Annotated in this window: 17 protein-coding genes, 1 pseudogene and 1 riboswitch; of the genes and pseudogenes, 9 read left to right on the top strand and 9 right to left on the bottom strand. The window is 69.2% G+C overall.

Annotation, left to right across the window (positions count from 1 at the left end; all coding sequences use genetic code 11):
• The first annotated feature begins 2 nt into the window (after positions 1-2).
• From ACWH43_RS08895 to ACWH43_RS08880, 4 genes and pseudogenes are all read left to right on the top strand, one after another.
• Positions 3-347, top strand: a complete 345-nt coding sequence (locus ACWH43_RS08895; protein WP_158446952.1) for a DUF190 domain-containing protein — start codon at positions 3-5, stop codon at positions 345-347.
• Between the two features lie 311 nt (positions 348-658).
• Positions 659-1,027 (top strand): hypothetical protein, encoded by a 369-nt coding sequence (locus tag ACWH43_RS08890; protein ID WP_158446953.1) that lies wholly within the window; start codon positions 659-661, stop codon positions 1,025-1,027.
• Positions 1,028-1,157: 130 nt separating this feature from the next.
• A riboswitch (Fluoride riboswitch) is annotated at positions 1,158-1,217 on the top strand.
• 129 nt (positions 1,218-1,346) lie between these two features.
• Positions 1,347-2,600, top strand: a pseudogene (gene eno / locus ACWH43_RS08885) (phosphopyruvate hydratase); the annotation flags it as partial.
• Positions 2,601-2,675: 75 nt separating this feature from the next.
• Positions 2,676-3,476, top strand: coding sequence for a universal stress protein (locus tag ACWH43_RS08880; protein ID WP_311734773.1), 801 nt, complete (start codon positions 2,676-2,678; stop codon positions 3,474-3,476).
• A gap of 51 nt (positions 3,477-3,527) precedes the next feature.
• Here the strand turns inward: ACWH43_RS08880 and ACWH43_RS08875 are convergent, their stop codons facing one another.
• Together ACWH43_RS08875 and ACWH43_RS08870 are read right to left on the bottom strand one after the other, a co-directional pair.
• On the bottom strand, positions 3,528-4,784 hold the full coding sequence (locus tag ACWH43_RS08875; protein WP_158446572.1) for an MFS transporter: 1,257 nt from the start codon (positions 4,782-4,784) through the stop codon (positions 3,528-3,530).
• A gap of 88 nt (positions 4,785-4,872) precedes the next feature.
• A complete protein-coding gene (locus tag ACWH43_RS08870) occupies positions 4,873-5,415 on the bottom strand; it encodes a Chromate resistance protein ChrB (protein WP_158446573.1) in 543 nt (180 codons plus the stop codon).
• Between the two features lie 348 nt (positions 5,416-5,763).
• Here ACWH43_RS08870 and ACWH43_RS08865 point away from each other — a divergent pair, with 348 nt between their 5' ends.
• The 3 genes from ACWH43_RS08865 (at position 5,764) to ACWH43_RS08855 (ending at position 9,633) form a co-directional block, all read left to right on the top strand.
• Entirely contained in the window at positions 5,764-7,389 is a 1,626-nt protein-coding gene (locus tag ACWH43_RS08865; protein ID WP_158446574.1) for a MutS-related protein, read from the top strand.
• Positions 7,386-8,897: a MutS-related protein gene (locus ACWH43_RS08860; protein ID WP_158446575.1), complete on the top strand. Its 1,512-nt coding sequence runs from the start codon at positions 7,386-7,388 to the stop codon at positions 8,895-8,897. The genes ACWH43_RS08865 and ACWH43_RS08860 overlap by 4 nt, the downstream gene beginning before the upstream one ends.
• Before the next feature lie 67 nt (positions 8,898-8,964).
• Positions 8,965-9,633 (top strand): RNA pyrophosphohydrolase, encoded by a 669-nt coding sequence (locus tag ACWH43_RS08855; RefSeq protein WP_311734768.1) that lies wholly within the window; start codon positions 8,965-8,967, stop codon positions 9,631-9,633.
• Between the two features lie 48 nt (positions 9,634-9,681).
• On the opposite strand, the gene ACWH43_RS08850 is transcribed toward ACWH43_RS08855, so the two are convergent.
• A complete protein-coding gene (locus tag ACWH43_RS08850; RefSeq protein WP_260347768.1) occupies positions 9,682-10,521 on the bottom strand; it encodes an amino acid ABC transporter substrate-binding protein in 840 nt (279 codons plus the stop codon).
• Positions 10,522-10,689: 168 nt separating this feature from the next.
• Entirely contained in the window at positions 10,690-11,172 is a 483-nt protein-coding gene (locus ACWH43_RS08845; protein ID WP_158446577.1) for a DUF192 domain-containing protein, read from the bottom strand.
• A 204-nt stretch (positions 11,173-11,376) separates the two neighbouring features.
• On the opposite strand from ACWH43_RS08845, the gene ACWH43_RS08840 reads away from it, so the two are divergent.
• Together ACWH43_RS08840 and ACWH43_RS08835 are read left to right on the top strand one after the other, a co-directional pair.
• Positions 11,377-13,236: a hypothetical protein gene (locus ACWH43_RS08840; RefSeq protein ID WP_158446578.1), complete on the top strand. Its 1,860-nt coding sequence runs from the start codon at positions 11,377-11,379 to the stop codon at positions 13,234-13,236.
• Positions 13,237-13,281: 45 nt separating this feature from the next.
• Positions 13,282-13,986: a CatB-related O-acetyltransferase gene (locus ACWH43_RS08835; RefSeq protein WP_158446579.1), complete on the top strand. Its 705-nt coding sequence runs from the start codon at positions 13,282-13,284 to the stop codon at positions 13,984-13,986.
• Here ACWH43_RS08835 and ACWH43_RS08830 read toward each other — a convergent pair.
• The 5 genes from ACWH43_RS08830 to aspS are packed head-to-tail and all read right to left on the bottom strand — an operon-like array spanning position 13,973 to position 18,417.
• Complete coding sequence (locus tag ACWH43_RS08830) at positions 13,973-15,025, bottom strand: acyltransferase family protein (protein ID WP_158446580.1); 1,053 nt, start codon at positions 15,023-15,025, stop codon at positions 13,973-13,975. The two genes, ACWH43_RS08835 and ACWH43_RS08830, sit on opposite strands and share 14 nt — an antisense overlap.
• The gene (locus ACWH43_RS08825) at positions 15,022-15,903 is read right to left on the bottom strand and encodes a glycosyltransferase family 2 protein (protein WP_158446581.1); all 882 of its coding nucleotides are present in this window, start codon (positions 15,901-15,903) and stop codon (positions 15,022-15,024) included. Before ACWH43_RS08825 ends, ACWH43_RS08830 begins: the two co-directional genes overlap by 4 nt.
• 42 nt (positions 15,904-15,945) lie before the next feature.
• Complete coding sequence (locus ACWH43_RS08820; RefSeq protein ID WP_158446582.1) at positions 15,946-16,242, bottom strand: hypothetical protein; 297 nt, start codon at positions 16,240-16,242, stop codon at positions 15,946-15,948.
• A 19-nt stretch (positions 16,243-16,261) separates the two neighbouring features.
• On the bottom strand, positions 16,262-16,633 hold the full coding sequence (locus ACWH43_RS08815; protein WP_158446583.1) for a hypothetical protein: 372 nt from the start codon (positions 16,631-16,633) through the stop codon (positions 16,262-16,264).
• Between the two features lie 5 nt (positions 16,634-16,638).
• Positions 16,639-18,417, bottom strand: coding sequence for an aspartate--tRNA ligase (gene aspS / locus ACWH43_RS08810; protein WP_158446591.1), 1,779 nt, complete (start codon positions 18,415-18,417; stop codon positions 16,639-16,641).
• Positions 18,418-18,430: the final 13 nt, after the last annotated feature.

Genomic DNA, 18,430 nt, shown 5'->3' with positions numbered 1-18,430 from the left:
CCATGACCAACGATATCCTGATGGTCCGCATCTATCTCAGCGAGACCGACCACGGAAAGCGCAAGGCGCTGATGCAGGAGATCCTGACGCTCCTGCAGGAGCGCCATGCCGTGCAGGGCGTCACCGTCTTCCGCGGCATCGCCGGCTTCGGCGCCAGCGGCGAGGTCCGTGCCGACGATATCCTCAGGCTGAGCGTCGACCTGCCGCTCGTCGTCGAGTTCTTCGACGAGCCCAAGGTCGCGGAGGCGGCGATCGCCCTGCTCGACGATCTCGTCCCCGGCGGCCATATCGTCTCCTGGCCGGCACGGCGCCACGGCACCACGGCCCTGCCGATGCGGCAGGGCTGAAGCTGCCCGGCATCGGGGGTGGGATGTCGCCATGACGGAACGCGACCGGAGCGCCAGGCCGGACGAACAGGCGGTTCCGAAGCTTGCCCTGACGCATGGGCAGGCGATCCGGCTCATGAGCGAACTCGGCCTGCGGCAGGACGTCAGCGTCTCGACCTTCAACTATTACGTCAAATCGCTGCGCAAGCTCGGAATCCCGTTCGAGAAGGGCAAGGGCCAGTCCGAGGGCCACCGTCACATCACCTACGACTTCGGAGACCTGATGGAGCTCGCCATGGCGCTCCTCCTGAGGGTCTACGGAACCCTTCCCGATGCGGTCGCCGCGGGGCATCCGCCGGTTTCGCGGCGAGCTGCGCCCGATCTTCCGTCAGGCCTATCTCGACCGGTCGAAGCGGGCCTATCCGGCTGCGCGCATCTCGGCGCCCCGGATGCGCCCCGTGATCCTCGAAGGCGTCTTCGTCGACCTCAACATTCGCTACGCGGCCGGGCGGATGGTCGAGATCGGCCCGCCGCGGGCGGTGTCGCCTTTCGAGGCGCTCGCTCTCTATGCCCGCTCCGGCCTGCCTGCCCGCTCCTATCTGCCGCTCGATCTCTCGCGCCTGGCCGAGCGGATCGTCGAACGCGGCCGCGCCCTGCCACCCGTCCGTCGCAGCCGCGGACGGCGCACGATACCGTCTTAGGCCGGCTTCCGGACTGACCGGATCCTCCTTCGCCGCTACGCTCGCAAGGACGGTTCGGTCCGGCCGGAGACCATTCGAGCCGCAGGCGGCGACGATTGGCGTTGCCTGAGTTCCCCCTGCCGACTAGTCTGTCCGCGATGGGGATGGAGTCCCCCGAAACCGCCGCGAGGCTGATGACTCCTACCGCGCGAATGGTCGTGGTAGGGGATCGTGACTTCCAGCTTTCCCACGCCACGGCAGGCCCGTCCGCAGCGCGCTGCGAGCGGCCTTCGTCATTCGCCGGCAGCGGTGTCGAACGAAAACAAGGGAGGGCTCGGCGATGGACAGGATTGTCGCGGTTCTGGGGGACGAGATCCTCGACTCGCGCGGATTTCCGACGATGCGGGTCGAAGTGCGGCTCGAGAGCGGGGCCATCGGGCAGGCTTCGGTTCCCTCCGGCGCGTCGACCGGAGAGGGCGAGGCCCACGAGCTGCGCGACGGGGACCCCCATCGCTATGGCGGCCGCGGCGTTCTCAAGGCCATCGCCAACCTCGCCGAGATCGCCCGGGTTCTCGACGACGTCGACCCCGCCGACCAGGCCAGGGTCGATCGCCTGCTCATCGACGCCGACGGCACGCCGGACAAATCGAGGCTCGGCGCCAACGCGATCGTCGGAACCTCGATGGCCGTCGCCCGCGCGGCGGCCAGGGCGGCGGGCAAGCCGCTCTACGCCTATCTCGCCGAGGGCGCGACCTACCGCCTGCCGGTGCCGATGATGAACGTCGTCAATGGCGGCCGGCATGCCGCAAACTCGCTGGACTTCCAGGAATTCATGATCGTCCCGCACGGCGCGCCCTCCTTCAGGGAGGCGCTGCGGTGGGGCGCGGAGACCTATCACGCGCTGCGGGCGCTCCTGGTCGAAAAGGGCCTGGGCACGGGCATCGGCGACGAGGGCGGCTTCGCGCCGGACCTCGACGGCAACGAAGCCGCCTGCGCCCTGATCGTCGAGGCGATCGAGCGGGCCGGCTTCATCCCGGACGAGCAGATCGCGCTGGCGCTCGATCCGGCCGCCTCCTCCTTCGCCAAGGACGGCGTCTACGACCTGTCGAAATCGGGCGCCGGGCCGATGTCGGGCGCTGAGCTGGGCTCGCTCTACGCCGAATGGGTCAGGCGTTTCCCGATCGTCTCGATCGAGGACGGCTTCGGCGAGCACGACTGGGCGGCCTTCCAGGCCCAGACCGCCGGGCTCGGCGGCTCCGTGCAGATCGTCGGGGACGACATCTACGTCACCAACCCGGACCTGATCGCGCGCGGCATCGCCGAGAAGACCACCAACGCCGTGCTGATCAAGCTCAACCAGATCGGCACCGTGACCGAGACGATCGCGGCGATCTCAGCCTGCCGGGCGGCCGGCTGGCGCTACATCATCTCGCACCGCTCGGGAGAGACCGACGACGCCTTCATCGCCGATTTCACCGTCGCGATGGATGCCGGGCAGATCAAGGCCGGCGCCCCCTGCCGCGGCGAAAGGCTGGCCAAGTACAACCGGCTCCTGGAAATCGAGCGCGAGGTGGCCGGGCTCAGCTTCTACGCCTCGCCGTTCACGGCCCCGGCCTCGAACGGGCGGAGCCCGTCCCCGGCCCGCCCGGCAACCGCCTCTTGCGAGGTGATGGCGGTGATCGAGGAGGCCTCCTCCGCCAGGCGCTGCCTGACGGTCGCGCAGCGCGCCGCCCGGCTCGCGCGCTCGCTGCCGCTGGCGGCGCTGCATATCTGCGCCGATCCCGCCAGGCTGATCACCGCCGCCGAGGAGTACGACATCCAGAAGATGCGCGCGCTCGAGGAAGGGACGGCGGAGCAGCGGCTCGCCCAGGCGCGCCAGGTCTTCGAGGCCTGGGCCTCGTTCTCGGGCGCCGAAATCCGCTGGCTGGAGCATGTCGGCGCGGTCGAATCCTCTTTGCTCGCCGAAGCCAGGGACGCCGCGCTGATCGTGATCGCGCAACCGCACAATCTCGATTCCGGCGATGCGCTGCATGCCGCGATCTTCGGCTCCGGCCGGCTGGTGCTGTTGGTCCCGACCGAAGGCCCGCTGCCCGCCACCCTCGGCGCGCATATGGTCGTCGCCTGGAAGCCGGGCACCCAGGCCCGCAAGGCCGCGCTGAAGGCCCTGCCCTGGCTGCAGGCGGCCCAGCGCGTCACCGTGCTGACGATCGACGAGACCCCGGCGGGACAGGATTGCACGGAGGTGCTCGCCATGCTTCGCGAGCACGGCATAGCGGCCGAGGTGAAGCGCGCCCGGGCGGAGCGCGGCCAGCACATCGCGCTGCGCATCCTCTCCGAGGCCGAGGCCCTCGGCGCCGACTCGATCGTCATGGGCGCGTTCCGCTTCGGCCAGATCTTCGAATGGGTCTTCGGCGGCGTCACCCATGAGGTGCTGCGCCGAACCCGGCTTCCGGTCTTCCTGATGCACTGAAGCGGGACCGGGCCGTCGCCGAGAGGCCGGTTCCGGTCCCGGCGGCGCGGCTCAGCGCGAACGCAGGAGCGCGCGCGTGCCGAACGCCATCAGCACCGCGGCGGCGCCGAAGCCGAGCACCGGCGAGACGGCGCTCCACAAGAGGCCCACCGCGGTGCTGGAGACGAATTTGGCGACGCCGTTCACCGTCCCGAGCGCGCCATAGCTGACGGCGAGGCTGTCCTGGCTCACCATTTCGGCGGTCACGGTCGCCTCCAGTGCCTCCTGCACCGCGACATAGAGGCCGGCGACGCCGAAGATCGCGCCGAGCGCGAGGATCCGTCCGGCATCGAAGGCGAAGGCCAGGGCCGTCAGCACCGCCGTCATGGCCCCCAGCGCGTAGCCGGCGACCAGGATCCGGCGATGGCCGTAGCGATCGGCCGCCGCGCCGATGGGATAGGACGCCGCGATCTGCACGAGGTTGCGCCAGACATAGAGCAGGCCGGCGATCTGGGCCGCGCGGACGACGCCCATATCCGGGGTCAGCAATTGCGTGGCCGCCAGGATCAGCAGGCTGTGCGAGAAGTCGCCGAGGCCAAAAAGCCCGACCGCCCCGAGATAGCGCCGGAAGCGAGCCGGAAGCGAGCGCAGCGTCGCGATGAACCGCAAGGCGGGGTTCGGCGAGCGCTCCGGGTCCCGCACCAGCGTCAGGAAGGCGAGCACGGAGAGCAGCCCCGGGATCAGCGTCCACCAGAAGACCAGGCGGAACGGCCCGGACGGGTCGGCCCATTCCAGGCCTTGCGCCCAGCCCAGCAGGGCGACGCCGAGCAGCGGGCCGAGGACCGCGCCGATCGTATCGGCCGCCCGATGAAAGCCGAAGGCCCGCCCCCGGGTCTCCGGCGTGACGGCCTGCACCATGATGGCGTCCCGCAGCGGGCCGCGCAGCCCCTTGCCGAACCAGGAGACGATGCGGCCGAGCAGGATCAGCGGCCAGCCGGCGGCGAGCGCGATCAGGGCCTGCCCGATCGGCGTCAGCCCGTAGCCGAGGAGGACGAGACGCTTGCGGTGGCCGAACCTGTCGGCGACATATCCCGAGACCATCTTGGTGAAGCTCGCCACCGCATCGGCGACGCCCTCGATGATGCCCAGCGCCGCCGCCGGGATGCCGAGGACGGCCAGAAAGCCCGGCAGGATGACGGTGGTGGTTTCGTAGCAGAAGTCGCCCAGCGCACTGGTGATGCCCGCGCCGAGGACGGTGCGGTTGAGCCAGCCTTTCGAACGGTCGGGCCCGGCGCGGCCGTCTCGCGCAGCGTCTTCGGTTCCATGCATGGCAAGGCCTCCCCGTTCGGGCGCAGGCGTCGTCCGTGGTCACGTCCGGTTGATGCTGATCGGGATCGTCGACAGACGGCCCGGTCCCTCACTTGTTCTCGTCATGGGCGTCGAAGACCCGCTGCGCGTAAGCGTCGAGGAGGGTTTCGCAGCCCCTGAGGCGTTCGGCGGCCTGATCGGCCTGGGTGGCGCCGTAGAAGTCCAGCTTCCCGATCTTCTCGAGCCAGCCCTGGAGCTTCTTCAGGTCGACGTCGTTCTCCTCGAGCTCGGCATAGGTGAAGTGCTCGGCGGCGGTCTCCTTGGCGATCTCGGCTTCGAAGTCGGCGCATTTGTCGAGGAATTCCAGATACTGCTCGTCGCGGTCCGCCTTGAAACGGGCGACGACCCTCTCCTCCTGCGAGCGGTCCAGCGCGACCGTCTCCAGCAGGACCGCGTCCCCGCCCATCTCCACCGCGTCGTTGGCCAGCATCTTCAGGCGCCGGACATGGTCATCGGTCTTGGGCAGCAGGCAGACGCCGTTCTGCAGATAGACCGCGCCCATGCCCTTGAGCTTGCGCCACAGAGCGAGCCTCTTCGCGGAGGGTTCCGGAGGCACCTTGTAGGTCAGCAGAAGCCATGTCAGAGATGTCATGGCATCACTATAATGAAACAGTCGTTTCAAAACAAGTGAGACGTTCAGGGAAGGCGGCATCCCGGGATTGCCGTCGGGAACCGGCATTGACCCTCGGGGTTACCTCTCCTAGATTTTGGATGAGGGATGGAGTCCCCTTCACGCCCTGTTCGCTGATGACTCCTGCCGCTTCAACCGTGCGCCGCTGGCGCCGAGGCAGGACCGTCATGAGCCTTATGACCGCAATTTCCCTCCGTTCCAGATACCGGATTCCTGTCGCAGAGAACGCCGGCCGGGCCAGCGCCGGTCTGGCCATTCGATTCGCGCCGACGACGACCGGGCGGCCCCGCAGCTTCGCGAGGTGCCGCCATGTCTGAGGCCCAGACCTTCATCCCCGGCAACCTCGTGCGCCTCGCCGACAGGAGACCGCATCCCGAGGCCGGCGGGTCCGGCGCCGGCGCCTTCGCCACGATCCTGTTTCCGCCAGGGCTGGAAGCGCTGCGCGACGAGCGCGGCGAGGAGCCGGACTGCTTCGTCGACCTCAACCTGGATCAGATCGTGGGCGCGGCGGTGGCCAGGCGGGACGAGGATGTTCTTCGCCCGATCTTCCACTCCCCCTGCCGGAGCGAGGAGGTCGTCCGCTATCGCCAGGCGGTGTTCGCGGATCTGGAGCGGCCCGAGATCTTCGGGATTTTCCCGCAGTTCGGCGAGGCGATGCGCGGCGTGCACGCCAATCTGCGCTATGCCGGCGAAATCTCGACCGGGAGCCACAGGAATACGGTCATCCTGCGTGCCGCCGGCCTCTATTGCGAAGCCATCGCCGCATTCCTGCGCAACCTCGCCGCGCTGGAGCTGGAATCCGAGGGGCTGAAGGGCCTGCATGCCTATCTGGCGGATTATGCCCGGTCGCCGTCATTCCTCGAGCTCGCGCGCGAGACCGCTGCCCAGCGCGAGGCGCTGTCGCGCGTCAGCTTCGGCATGCTGTTCAGCGGCGACCGGGTGAAGGTGCGGAAATACGCCTCCGAGCCCGACTACACCACGATCATCCTGGACCGGTTCGCCAGGTTCCGCGAAAGCGGCATCGCCCCCCCGGGTCCGGCCAAGCCGAAGGATGACTTCTCCCTCAACCACATCGAGGAAGCGATCCTGGAGTTCGTGAGCCGGCTGTTTCCCGAGGCCTTCGGCAGCCTCGAGGACTACGTTTCGCGGCAGGGAAACTTCATCGACGAGGTGGTGGCCAGGTTCGGCCGCGAGATCGGCTTCTACATCGCCTATCTCGACTTCATCCGCCCGCTGCGGCGGGCCGGATTGCCGTTCTGCCGCCCCATCGTATCCGCAAGCTCCAAGGCGACCGCGGTGGCGGAGAGTTTCGACCTTGCTCTGGCCACCAGGATCCTGGCCGAGAACGGCACCGTGGTCGGCAACGACTTCCAGCTTTCCGGCCCCGAGCGCCTGCTCGTGGTCTCCGGCCCCAACCAGGGCGGGAAGACCACCTTCGCACGGATGTTCGGGCAACTGCACTTCCTCGCCGGCCTCGGCTGCCCCGTGCCCGGAAAGGCGGCGCGGCTTTTCCTGCCGGACCGGATCTTCACGCATTTCGAGCGCGAGGAGGACATCGCCAATTTGCGCGGCAAGCTCGAGGACGAGCTGGTGCGCCTGCATCGGAGCTGCCGAGCCATGACCGCCGACAGCGTCGTCGTCCTCAACGAGATCTTCAATTCGACCAGCCTCGACGACCAGATCTTCCTGAGCACGCAGGTGCTTGAGCGCATTCTCGCGATCGATGCCATCGGCGTCTGCGTGACCTTCCTCGATCCGCTTTCGACCATCAGCGAGAAGACGGTGAGCATGGTCAGTACGGTCGATCCCGAGGAGCCGGCGCGCCGCACCTTCCGGATCGTCCGCAAGCCGGCCGACGGGCTCGCCTATGCGCTTTCGCTCGCCGAGAAGCACGGCGTCACCTATGCGAAGCTGCGCAGCAGGGTGCGGCCATGAAAACCTTCCTGATGCATCCCGACCGCGATTTCGACCCGCGCTCGCCCTCTCCCAGGGAGTCGCTCCCCTCCGCGCAGGACATCGAGCTCGAAGTCCTCCTGAACGCCGCGGCCGGCGGCGACCGATATTTCCACGACACCATGGCCGCCGCCTGCGCCCAGGCCTGGGACAACGACATCGAGACGATCCGCTACAGGCAGGAGGTACTCAAGGACTGCCTCGCCGTTCCGGCGCTCGTGCGGAAGTTCTACGACATCGCGATCGAACCGTTCGGGCGCGAGCGGAGCTGGAGCTTCAGCCTCTACGATCGCGATGCCGGGCAGAAGGTCGCCAGCGGCGTGCGCACGCTGCAGAGCTGCCTCGACGTGCTGGAACGGCTGCGGAAGACCTGCGCCGCCAATGCCGACAGGTTCGCGTCGCGCGGCTTCAGGCAGTTCTTCGCGACGCTCGAGAAGAATCTCGACGACGACTGGCTCGGCGCCGCCCGGACCGACCTGACCAATCTCAGCTTCCGCGTCGGCCTCCTGCTCAGCGCCCAGGTCGGCGGCGGGGGCAAGGCGGTGGGCACGGTGCTGCGCAAGCCGCAGCGGAGCGATCTGAGCTGGATGCACCGGATGATCAGCCCCGCTGCCCGCAGCTACACGCTGCAACTCCACCCCCGGGACGATGCCGGCGCGCAGGCCTTCGCCGAGCTGCAGAACCGCGGCCTCGTCCTGATATCGGATGCGATCTACCAGTCGGCGGAGCATGTCCTGGGCTTCCTCAGGACCCTGCGCTCCGAGCTCGCCTTCTATCTCGGCTGCGTCAATCTCAAGGAGCAGCTCGACCGGATCGGCGAAGCCGTGACCTTTCCCGAGCCGCAGGCCGAGCCGAACCGGTTCCGCTGTCGCAACCTGCGCGATACCTGCCTGGCCCTGACGATGGAGCAGCGGGTGATCGGCAACGACATCGACGCCGACGGAAAGCCGCTCGTCATCATCACGGGCGCGAACCGGGGCGGCAAATCGACCTTCCTGCGCAGCGTCGGCCTCGCCCAGCTCATGCAGCAATGCGGCATGTTCGTCACCGCCGACGCGTTCGGCGCCTCGCTCCGCTCGGGGCTGCACACGCATTACAAGCGCGAGGAGGACCGCAGCATGCGCAGCGGCAAGTTCGACGAGGAACTCGTGCGCATGAGCGGAATTGCCGACGTCATGCGGCGGCGCGCCCTGGTCCTGTTCAACGAATCCTTCGCCGCCACGCATGAGCGCGAAGGCTCGGAGATCGCGCGCCAGATCGTCCGGGCCCTGCTCGAGAACGACGTCACCGTCTTCTTCGTCTCGCATATGTACGCGTTCGCCCGCTCCTTTCTCGACGACGAGCGGGCGCTGTTCCTGCGGGCGGAGCGCGACGAGAGCGGGGCGAGGAGCTTCCGGCTGATCGAGGCTCCTCCCCTGCCGAAGAGCTTCGGCACCGATATCTTCCGGCGCATTTTCGAGACGCCGGAGGCGGCCGATGCCCGATCGTGAAAGCCCGGGGAGATGGCCGCCGCGGGCCGAGCCCCTCGCCGCGCGGCCGCGCCCGACGGAGGAGAACATGCGCGATCGGCCCCCGCCGCCATCCGAGCTCAGCTTCGGCGACCTGATCGGGGATCCGATCGTGCGCCTGATGATGAAGGCGGACGGGGTCAACGAAAGCGACCTGCTCCGGGCCATCGCTGCGGCGGCGGCGCCGAACCGCCCTCTCCATGGCCGTGCCCCGGCGATCGCGCCGGCCGGGGACGAGGAGCGAGGCCGCCTGCGCCGCGGCGTCGGCATCATGCTGGTCGATCGGGACGGGCGCGCCTGGGTCGGGCAGCGCATCGACATCGCGGCCGAGGCCTGGCAGATGCCCCAGGGCGGCATCGACCGCGGCGAGACTCCCGCAATGGCGGCCCGGCGCGAGCTGCGCGAAGAGCTCGGGACCGACAATGCCGACATCATCGCCGAATCCCGGACCTGGCTGTCCTACGACATCCCGGCGGATATCCTCGCGCGCCTGCGATCGCCGCGCTGCCACGGCCAGATCCAGAAATGGTTCCTGATGCGCTTCCGCGGAAAGGACGGGGAGATCGATATCGCAACGGAGCATCCCGAATTCTCCGCCTGGAAATGGGTCTCACCCGAAAGCCTCGCGGAGCTTGTCGTCCCCTTCAAGCGCGCGGTCTACCGATCGATCCTGCGGGAATTCCAGGCCCATCTGCCCGGGCTCCGGCAGCGCATCTGAGCTTCTGAACCCGGGCCTTTCGGCCGGGGCGGGGCGGCGCCGTCCACCCTATTTGGCCACCCCGTGGATGACGAACAGCGCCCGGACGAATTCGTCGGGCGCGGCATTGCCGAAGCTGCGGGTGAAGATCCTCTGCACGGAGCGGGTCCGATAGAGATCCGCGAGGGTCGCGTCGACCAGCAGGCGCAATCTGCCGTCGTCCTTCGGGAGCGCGAGAGCATAGGTCTCGAACGTGTAATACTGGTCCTCGATCCTGATCTCGGCCGATGTCCGGCTCTGGCGGAGATAGTGCAGGAGAATGCCGCGGTCGCCGAAATAGGCGTCCAGCGTCCCGGCCGAGAGCGCCCGAATGCCTTCCTCATGCGTCTTCATCGGCACGACCTGCGGCTTGATGTCGAGCTGCCACAGCGCCGTCTTCAGCGTCTGCTCGGTGGTGGTGCCCTGGAGCACGCCGATCCTCTTGCCGTCGAAATCCGCGAGATGGTTGGGACCGGAGGCGCGGTAGAGCACGCTCGCGCCGTCGATGATCGTCGGCAGCGAAAAATCGACGATCTCCCGCCGCGAGAGCGTCACCGAAGTCGGGTCGCAGAGGATGTCGACCGTGCCGTCGCGCACAGCTTCCAGGCGGTTCGCGGCCGTGACCTCGACGAAATCGATCTTCAGCTTCGGATCGCCGACGGACTTCTTCACGTTCTCGGAGACTTCGCGGCAGAGATCGACCATGTAGCCGGCAGGCGAGCCGTCGGCGGAGCGATAGGAATAGGGCGGCGCGTCCGTCCGGAAGCCGAGCCGCAGCGTCCCGGCCTCGCGCACCCGCGAGAGCGTGTCCGCCGCGAGAGGGGCCGTCGAAGCCACCAGGCCCAGAAGCCCCAGCCAACCTGCGCGCATGATCGTCTCCAATGCCCCCGCAACCGCCAACATGTCCCCGGACGACCGGGTCCGTCGGCTTGGAGCGTTCCATTGGCAGATGGTTCGCCGATGCACCAGCCCCGCGAAGGGATCGGCGCCCTGCACGGGCCGGCACCCTCCCGCGACGATCGCCCGCCGGCGGGCGCGTCAGCGCCGGAACAGCTTGTGCTCGACCTTGTCGCCGGGCTTGATGCCGAGCTGCCGGCTGACGCCGCCATTGATCTCCAGCACCGAGAGCACCGGCTCGCCCGAGGGAATCGTCCGCGTCGAGAGCGGCTCGGTGTTCTCCGCGATGCGCGCGATCGTGCCGTCGGCGCGGATGAACAGCATGTCGAGCGGGATATAGGTGTTCTGCATCCACATCGCGACCGGCTCGCTGGCGCCGAAGTCGAACAGCATGCCGCGATCCGGCGGCAGGTAGTTGCGGTACATCAGCCCCTTGGCGCGTTGGTCCGGAGTGCGCATCACCTCGACATGGAAGGCGTGGCGGGCGCCGCCGCTGACGATCGTCAGCGCCTCGAGCCCGGCGGCTTCGCCCGGCGCCGGCTGGGCCTGCGCCCAGGCGCCCGCGGGAACGAGCGCGGCGAGGAGGAGCGCCACGGCGGCAAGGGCGTTTCGGACGAGGTTCATCGCTTCTCGACTCCATGGCGGCCATCGCCCGGCCCCGGCCTAGGCGGCCGCCATGGCGAATCTTCGGCAGAAGGCAGCCTTCCGCCACATCAGGTCAAGATTTCCGTCACGATCATTCGCTCCTATGACGCTCCCGGGCGAGCCATGGCTTCCTTTCGCCATCCGGTTGCGGCAGTTTCGCCCGGCACTGAACAGGAGATTTTCATGACCGCTGCGCGCCTTCGCCGGCCAACGCAACGCGGGAGCACGGCTCTCGCGGCTGTTTTCATCGCGCTCGCCGCCCCGGCCTGGGCCGCGGATTTCCAGGTCGACGACGTCAGGCTCGATCTCGGCCGCCTCGTCATCAGCATCCCCAAGGTCTCCGTCAAAGGCTCGAATCTCGAGAAGGAAGCCTTCCTCGCGCTGTTCGCCAAGGGCGCCAACGAATCGGTCCCGGCCCGAATCGCGAAGCTGACCGCGGCCGAGATCAGCGCCCCCGAGCTCACCATGGAGCAGTCGGTCGGCGAGCAGAAGCAGACCACCACCTATCGCGACATCCGCCTCACCGATATCGGCGACGGCAAGATCGGGCACGGCGAATCGGCGAGCGGCAGCCTCGCCATCCAGGGCGGCACGGCCGGGTCGATGAAGGGAACGCTGAAGCGCACCGCCTTCGACGCGCTCGACCTGAAGCAGTCGGCGCGCGTCCTCACCGAGAAGGCCGCCCCCGGCGTCGACGAAGCCTATGTTCCGGTGATCGGCCGCTTCGAGCAGGACGGCTACGATCTCGACATGGGCAAGGCGGGCAGCATGTCGATCGGCAGGACGACGGCGCGCGGCTTCGCCATGAAGGTCGGGCCGGAGCCGCTGCTCGACCTCGTCGAGAAGATCGGCAAGAACTCCGAGGCGCTGGAGAAGAAGGCCGACCACAAGGCCGCGGCCGACGACGACGGCAACGACAAGAGCGACGTCGAGAAGCAGTTTGCGCTGTCGATGCTCACCCTCTTCGACATGGTCGATTACGGCAGCGGCGAGGCCCGCGACTTCAAGGCGACGATCCGCCCGCCGGCCTCGGCCGACGCCGAGAACAAGGACAAAGGCAAGGATAAGGCCAGGGACCCCGTCGACTGGACGATCGACCGCATCGCCTTCGGCGAGAACGCGCCGGACAAGTCTGGCTTCGCGGTCGAGGGCATGGCCTTCACCAGCGGCCCCGGCAAGGGGCGCATCGACTCGATCAGCTATTCCGGCTTCTCCTTCGCCAATGTCGTCCGCGAATTGCGGACCCTCCTGGCCAAGCCGGACAGCGAGATCGAGGCGCTCGACTACCGCCGCCTGATCCCGAAGATCGGCACGATGCGCTTCGCCGGCTTTTCCATCGACCTGCCGGCGAGCACGACGGGAACGGAGCCGGTCAAGGTCGCGCTCGGCACCTTCGAGCTCAAGGCCGGCGAGCCGCTCAACGGCATTCCGACCAGCCTCGGCCTGACCATCGACAAGCTCGTGACCCCGGTCATCGCCAGCGACGACAACCCGGCGCTGAAGGACATGCTGGCCATGGGCATCGACAAGCTCGACCTCTCGGCCAGGCTCGACCTCGCCTGGGAGGCCGCCAAGAACGAGCTCGCCATCCGCAGCTTCTCCTTCGGCAGCGCCGGCCTCGCCCAGCTCGACGCCAAGGGCACGCTCGGCAACGTCACGCAGGACCTGTTCTCCAGCGACCTCGCCCTCGCCCAGGTCGCCGCGCTCGGCGCCACCGCCCGCAACCTCCAGGTCAAGCTCCAGAATTTCGGCCTCGTCGAGAAGCTGATCGAGAACCAGGCGCGCAAGACCAAGCGCAAGGTCGAGGAGGTGCGCCAGCAATTCGCCATGGTCGCCAGCGTCGGCCTCGCCGCCATGCTGGGTCCGTCGGATGCGGCCAAGACGCTCTCCTCCGCCGCCTCGCGCTTCGTCGCCAAGCCCGGCACGCTCACCGTCGACGCCGCGGCGAAATCGCCGGCGGGCCTCGGCCTCGCCGATGTGCTGACCATCAGCCAGCCGACCGAGATCTTCGACAAGATCGACGTCAAGGCGGATGCCCGCTAAGCCGGAACGCATCGGACGAGGCGGGGACGGGCGCGGATGACGGCCATGCGGCGAGCCGGGGACATCGGGAGCGCGATCGCGCCCGGCGACGGCGACTGGCGCCCCACCGGGCTGCAGGCCTGGTGGGCGGGCCTGCCGCCCGTCGCCCGCGGCCTGCTGCGCAAGCGCTTCAACCGCGACAACCAGACCCGGCTGCATCTGGCGCATCTCGTCGCCAGGCGGCCGGGCCAGATCGTGATCGGCGCCCATACCTATGGCCGGCCGAAGGTGCGCTTCCCCGAGAGCGGGGCGAAGCTCGTCATCGGCCGCTACGGCTCGATCGCCGACGGGGTCGAGATCCTGCTCGGCGGCAACCACCGCCTCGACTGGGCGACGACCTATCCCTTCCCCGCCCTGCCCCGGCTCTGGCCGGCGGCCGAAGGCCTCACCGGGCACGACGCGACGCGCGGCGACGTGGTCATCGGCCACGACGTCTGGCTCGGCTCGCAATGCATGATTCTCTCGGGCGTGACGATCGGCCACGGCGCCGTCGTCGCCGCCCGCGCCGTGGTCCGCCGCGACGTGCCGCCCTATGCGATCGTCGCCGGCAACCCGGCGCGCGTCTCCCGCCCGCGCTTCGACGAGGCCAGGGTCGCGGCCCTGCTGGAGACGCGCTGGTGGGACCTGCCGGAAGCGCGGATCGCGGCGCTGCTGCCGCTGCTGCTCAGCAGCCGCATCGACGATTTCGTCGCCGCCGTCAGGAGCCGATGACCAGCCGGCGCTTCAGGCCGAGCGCCGGCTTCTCGACCAGGAACCACGACAGCGCCGCGACGGCGAGTGTCGCCAGCAACGACGGCCACAGCAGCGCCAGCACGCCCAGTCCGGGAAACAGCGCATGCAGCGCCTGCTGCGCGGGCCAGCCATAGAGATAGACGCCGTAGGAGAGGTCGGCCGCCGGCTCGACGGTGCGCCGGGTCAGGGCGGGCGCCAGCGCCAGCACCAGGATGCCCCAGGCCGTGACGAGATAGAGCGCCGCCTTGTAGAGCGGGGTGAAGGCCAGCGGCACCAGAGCGAGAAGGGCGAGCGCCAGCAGCGGCAGCGAGAGCGGCACCCGCTCGCGATAGAGATAGCACACGCCCCCGGCGAGGAAGATCAGCGGCAGGCGCAGCATCGTCTCGGTGCCCTTGGGGCCGTCCGGGGTCGCGATCTCGCGCGCCACCACGGCCAGCGCCAGCGCCGCCGCGGCCGCCAGCATCAGGCGCGGCCGCGCCAGCAGGCCCGCCAGCCCCGCCACCAGCACGCCGAGATAGCACAGCGCCTCGTATTTCAGGGTCCAGACTGTCCCCATCGGGAATTGCAGCGGGTTGTGCGCGAAGACGCCGGGCAGCGCCGCCGCGCTCTTGAAGGTGGTCAGCGTGCCGTTGATGAAGCGCCAGAGCCGCGGGTCCCGGAAATAGCTGCCGATATCGAGCGAGGTCATCGCCGGGCCGAGCAGCAGCGCCACCACCAGCGTCGCGGCGATCAGCCCGGGCGCGATCCGCAGCAGGCGCGCCGTCACATAGTCGCGCCAGCCGCGCCGGACGAAGCTCATCGTCACCAGGAAGCCGGAGATGGCGAAGAAGCCGTTGACCGCGTGCTCGCCCAGCGTGAAGCCGGTAGTCTGGTACCAGGGCTCCTGCTCGACGCGACCGTCGGTGACGCTGAAGGCGTGCGAGACGACCACGGCCAGCGCCATCACCAGCCGGAGCAGCCCGAAATTATTGTGCGGATTGGCGAGGCCCTGCGCGATCCGGGGCGCGGCGCGGATCATGGCGAGGCCTCCAGCCCTTCATGCGCCAGCGCCGTCTCGCCCCTGGCCCAGGCCCGCGCCCCGGCGGCCGAGCCGGCATGGGCGGACATCTTTTCGCGGTTGAGCAGGAGCCCGTAGCCCGCCGCCTTGGCCAGGTTCTCCAGCGTCCGCAACGCCGCCGGCCCCGGGAGGCCGTATTTCTGCGCGACATAGCGCTCCGACCAGGCGAGGTGCCAGCGCGCCTTGAAGCGCCGCCGCGGCGACGGCGCGCTCGACCGCCCCCGCCCGTGTCGCGCCTCGGCGCCGTCGACATGCACCAGCGCGTGGCCGGCGTCGCGCATCCTGCGGCAGAGATCGTCATCCTCGTAGAACAGGAAGATCGCTGGATCGAAGCCGCCGAGCGCGAGGAAAAGCGCGCGCCGGACCAGCAGGCAGGCGCCCGAGAGAAAAGGCAGGCAGGCATCCCCCTCCGGGATCGTCATCGCCCCGCTGCGGTTGAGATGCGGCGGCGAGAGCAGCGAGCGCGGCTGCAGGAAGACCCGCCCCGAGGGCTCGACGATGCGCGGCGCCAGCATGCCGGCGTCGGGATAGCGCTCCGCGGCCGCCAGCAGCGCGGCGGCGGCGCCCGGCTTCAGCTCCAGATCGGGATTGACGATCAGCACATAGGGCGTGGCGGCGGCCGCGACGCCGCGGTTGTTGGCACGGCCATAACCCTCGTTGCGGGCATTGGCGAGGAGGCGCGCCCCGCGCCGCTCGGCGATGCCGCGGCTGTCGTCCGCGCTGGCATTGTCGACGACGATGGCCGGCACCCCCTCGCGCGCCAGGGCGTCGAGGCAGGCCGGCAGGACTTCGGCGCTGTCATAGCTGACGACGATGGCGGTGATCGCGGCGGCGGGCATGACGGCCTTCTGGCCATGCGGACCGGCGGGAAGCAAGCGAATTCAGCGGCGCGACAGCGCGGCGAGCTCGCCCTGCACGCGCTCGCGCTCCGCCGTCCCGCAGGCATGGGGGGCGTTGTAGGACTTCACGGCATAGCGGGCATTGGCCGCGGTGAAGGCGGCCCGCTCCTGCGGCCGCAGCCGCGCGACGATGCCACCGCGATCGACCCGCAGCCCGCAATCATAGCCGCGCGAGACCGTCGCCGCGGTGTATTCGACCGTGCCGGGAACGGGACCGGCTGCGGTGCAGGCCGCCAGGCCCGCCGGGAGCAGCGCTGCGAGAAGCGGTTTGCGGAGCATGGAACGGAGCGCGGCGGCGTCAGGGCTGGTCGAACTGCCCGGCCCTGATCCGGCCCATCCGCTCCTTCAGCGCCGCCCGCTCCGCGGCCGCGCAGGGGCGAGGCCGGGCCGCGTGATTGACCATCTCGGCCTCGGAGACCGAGACATAGGCCGAGCGCGCGGCGGCGAGCTGCTCGGGCGACGCCCCGCGGGCCGCCTCGCCGGCGAGGAAGCGGTCGAGCGTGCTGCGCTGCGGCGCACCGGCCTTGCAGGCGCTCGCCCGCGAGATCGTCGTCGCCAGCGCCGCGGCGCGGCCGGCGCTGGTGTCGGCCCCGCCGGAGACGCAGGCCCCCAGCGGCAGGGCGAGAAGGCAGGCGAGCGGCAGCGCCCGCAGGGCCGGCAGCAAAGGCATCGTGGTCAGCCGTTCTTCTCGGGCAGGTTGACCCGCAGATGCGCCTCGCGGAGCTGCTTCGGCGTCGCCTCGGCCGGCGCGCCCATCAGCAGGTCGACGGCCTGCTGGTTCATCGGGAACAGCGCGACCTCGCGCAGGTTCGTCGCTCCCGCCAGCAGCATGATGATGCGGTCGACGCCGGCCGCCATCCCGCCATGCGGCGGCGCGCCGTACTGGAAGGCGCGATACATGCCGCCGAAGCGCTCGATCACCGTCTCCTCGCCATAGCCGGCGATCTCGAAGGCCTTCACCATCGCCTCGGGGCGGTGGTTGCGGATGCCGCCGGAGGCGAGCTCGAAGCCGTTGCAGGCGATGTCGTACTGGAAGGCCTTGAGCGAGAGCGGGTCCTGCGTCTGCAGCGCCTCCAGCCCGCCCTGCGGCATCGAGAAGGGGTTGTGCGAGAAATCGACCTTCTTCTCGTCCTCGTTGTACTCGAACATCGGGAAGTCGACGATCCAGGCGAAGGCGAAGGCGTTCTCGTCAATCAGCCCGAGCTCCTGGCCGACCTTGTTGCGGGCAAGCCCCGCGAACTTGACGAACTTGTCGGGATCGCCCGCGACGAAGAAGCAGGCGTCGCCGCCCTGCAGCCCCATCTGCTTTACGATCGCCGCGACACGCTCCGGCCCGATATTGTTGGCGATCGGGCCCTGCCCCTCGCCGTCCTCCTTGACCATCAGGTAGCCGAGGCCGGGCTGGCCCTCGCCCTGCGCCCAGGAGTTCATCCGGTCGCAGAAGGCCCTGCTGCCGCCGCCCGGCGCGGGGATCGCCCAGACGCGGTTCTTCTCGCCCTCGAGGATACGGGCGAAGACCTTGAAGCCCGAGCCGCGGAACGGCTCGGAGACGTCCTGCATGACGAGCGGGTTGCGCAGGTCCGGCTTGTCGGAGCCGTATTTGGCCATCGCCTCGGCATAGGGGATGCGCGGCCAGTTGCGGGTGACCGTCTTGCCCTCGCCGAACTCCTCGAAGATGCCGGTGATCACCGGCTCCATCGTCGCGAACACGTCCTCCTGCTCGACGAAGCTCATCTCGACGTCGAGCTGGTAGAACTCGCCCGGCAGCCGGTCGGCGCGCGGGTCCTCGTCGCGGAAGCAGGGCGCGATCTGGAAGTAGCGGTCGAAGCCCGCCATCATCAGGAGCTGCTTGTACTGCTGCGGCGCCTGCGGCAGCGCGTAGAACTTGCCCGGATGCAGGCGGCTCGGCACCAAGAAGTCGCGCGCCCCCTCGGGCGAGGAGGCGGTCAGGATCGGCGTCTGGAACTCGGAGAAGCCCGCAGCCTTCATGCGGGTGCGCATCGAGTCGATCACCCTGGTGCGCAGCATGATGTTGCTGTGCAGCTTCTCGCGGCGCAGATCGAGGAAGCGATACTTCAGCCGCGTATCCTCGGGATATTCGAGATCGCCGAAGACCGGCAGCGGCAGCTCCGCCGAGGGCCCGAGAACCTCGAGGCCCGTCGCGAAAACCTCGACGGCGCCCGTCGGCAGGTTGGCGTTCTCTGTGCCCGCGAGACGCGCCTTGACCTTGCCGTCGACCCGCACGACCCATTCCGAGCGCAACGTCTCGGCCTCAGTGAAGGCCGGCGAATCCGGATCCACCACCACCTGCGTCATGCCGTAATGGTCGCGCAGGTCGATGAACAGCACGCCGCCATGGTCGCGGATGCGATGGCACCAGCCGGAGAGGCGCACGGTCTGGCCGATATCGCTTTCGCGGAGCGCGCCGCAGGTGTGGGATCGGTAGCGATGCAGGGTCACGGGCTCG

The sequence above is a fragment of the Allobosea minatitlanensis genome (genome assembly GCF_964020775.1).
Note: the sequence above shows the minus strand (reverse complement) of the source record. Positions and strands in the feature narration are given on the sequence as shown.

What these genes read in the sequence shown, in the direction of transcription:
- ACWH43_RS08895 (WP_158446952.1), top strand. Translation starts at nt 3, where the DNA reads ATGACCAACGATATCCTGATGGTCCGCATCTATCTCAGCGAGACCGAC.
- ACWH43_RS08890 (WP_158446953.1), top strand. Translation starts at nt 659, where the DNA reads ATGCGGTCGCCGCGGGGCATCCGCCGGTTTCGCGGCGAGCTGCGCCCG.
- ACWH43_RS08880 (WP_311734773.1), top strand. Translation starts at nt 2,676, where the DNA reads ATGGCGGTGATCGAGGAGGCCTCCTCCGCCAGGCGCTGCCTGACGGTC.
- ACWH43_RS08875 (WP_158446572.1), bottom strand. Translation starts at nt 4,784, where the DNA reads ATGCATGGAACCGAAGACGCTGCGCGAGACGGCCGCGCCGGGCCCGAC.
- ACWH43_RS08870 (WP_158446573.1), bottom strand. Translation starts at nt 5,415, where the DNA reads ATGACATCTCTGACATGGCTTCTGCTGACCTACAAGGTGCCTCCGGAA.
- ACWH43_RS08865 (WP_158446574.1), top strand. Translation starts at nt 5,764, where the DNA reads ATGTCTGAGGCCCAGACCTTCATCCCCGGCAACCTCGTGCGCCTCGCC.
- ACWH43_RS08860 (WP_158446575.1), top strand. Translation starts at nt 7,386, where the DNA reads ATGAAAACCTTCCTGATGCATCCCGACCGCGATTTCGACCCGCGCTCG.
- ACWH43_RS08855 (WP_311734768.1), top strand. Translation starts at nt 8,965, where the DNA reads ATGCGCGATCGGCCCCCGCCGCCATCCGAGCTCAGCTTCGGCGACCTG.
- ACWH43_RS08850 (WP_260347768.1), bottom strand. Translation starts at nt 10,521, where the DNA reads ATGCGCGCAGGTTGGCTGGGGCTTCTGGGCCTGGTGGCTTCGACGGCC.
- ACWH43_RS08845 (WP_158446577.1), bottom strand. Translation starts at nt 11,172, where the DNA reads ATGAACCTCGTCCGAAACGCCCTTGCCGCCGTGGCGCTCCTCCTCGCC.
- ACWH43_RS08840 (WP_158446578.1), top strand. Translation starts at nt 11,377, where the DNA reads ATGACCGCTGCGCGCCTTCGCCGGCCAACGCAACGCGGGAGCACGGCT.
- ACWH43_RS08835 (WP_158446579.1), top strand. Translation starts at nt 13,282, where the DNA reads ATGCGGCGAGCCGGGGACATCGGGAGCGCGATCGCGCCCGGCGACGGC.
- ACWH43_RS08830 (WP_158446580.1), bottom strand. Translation starts at nt 15,025, where the DNA reads ATGATCCGCGCCGCGCCCCGGATCGCGCAGGGCCTCGCCAATCCGCAC.
- ACWH43_RS08825 (WP_158446581.1), bottom strand. Translation starts at nt 15,903, where the DNA reads ATGCCCGCCGCCGCGATCACCGCCATCGTCGTCAGCTATGACAGCGCC.
- ACWH43_RS08820 (WP_158446582.1), bottom strand. Translation starts at nt 16,242, where the DNA reads ATGCTCCGCAAACCGCTTCTCGCAGCGCTGCTCCCGGCGGGCCTGGCG.
- ACWH43_RS08815 (WP_158446583.1), bottom strand. Translation starts at nt 16,633, where the DNA reads ATGCCTTTGCTGCCGGCCCTGCGGGCGCTGCCGCTCGCCTGCCTTCTC.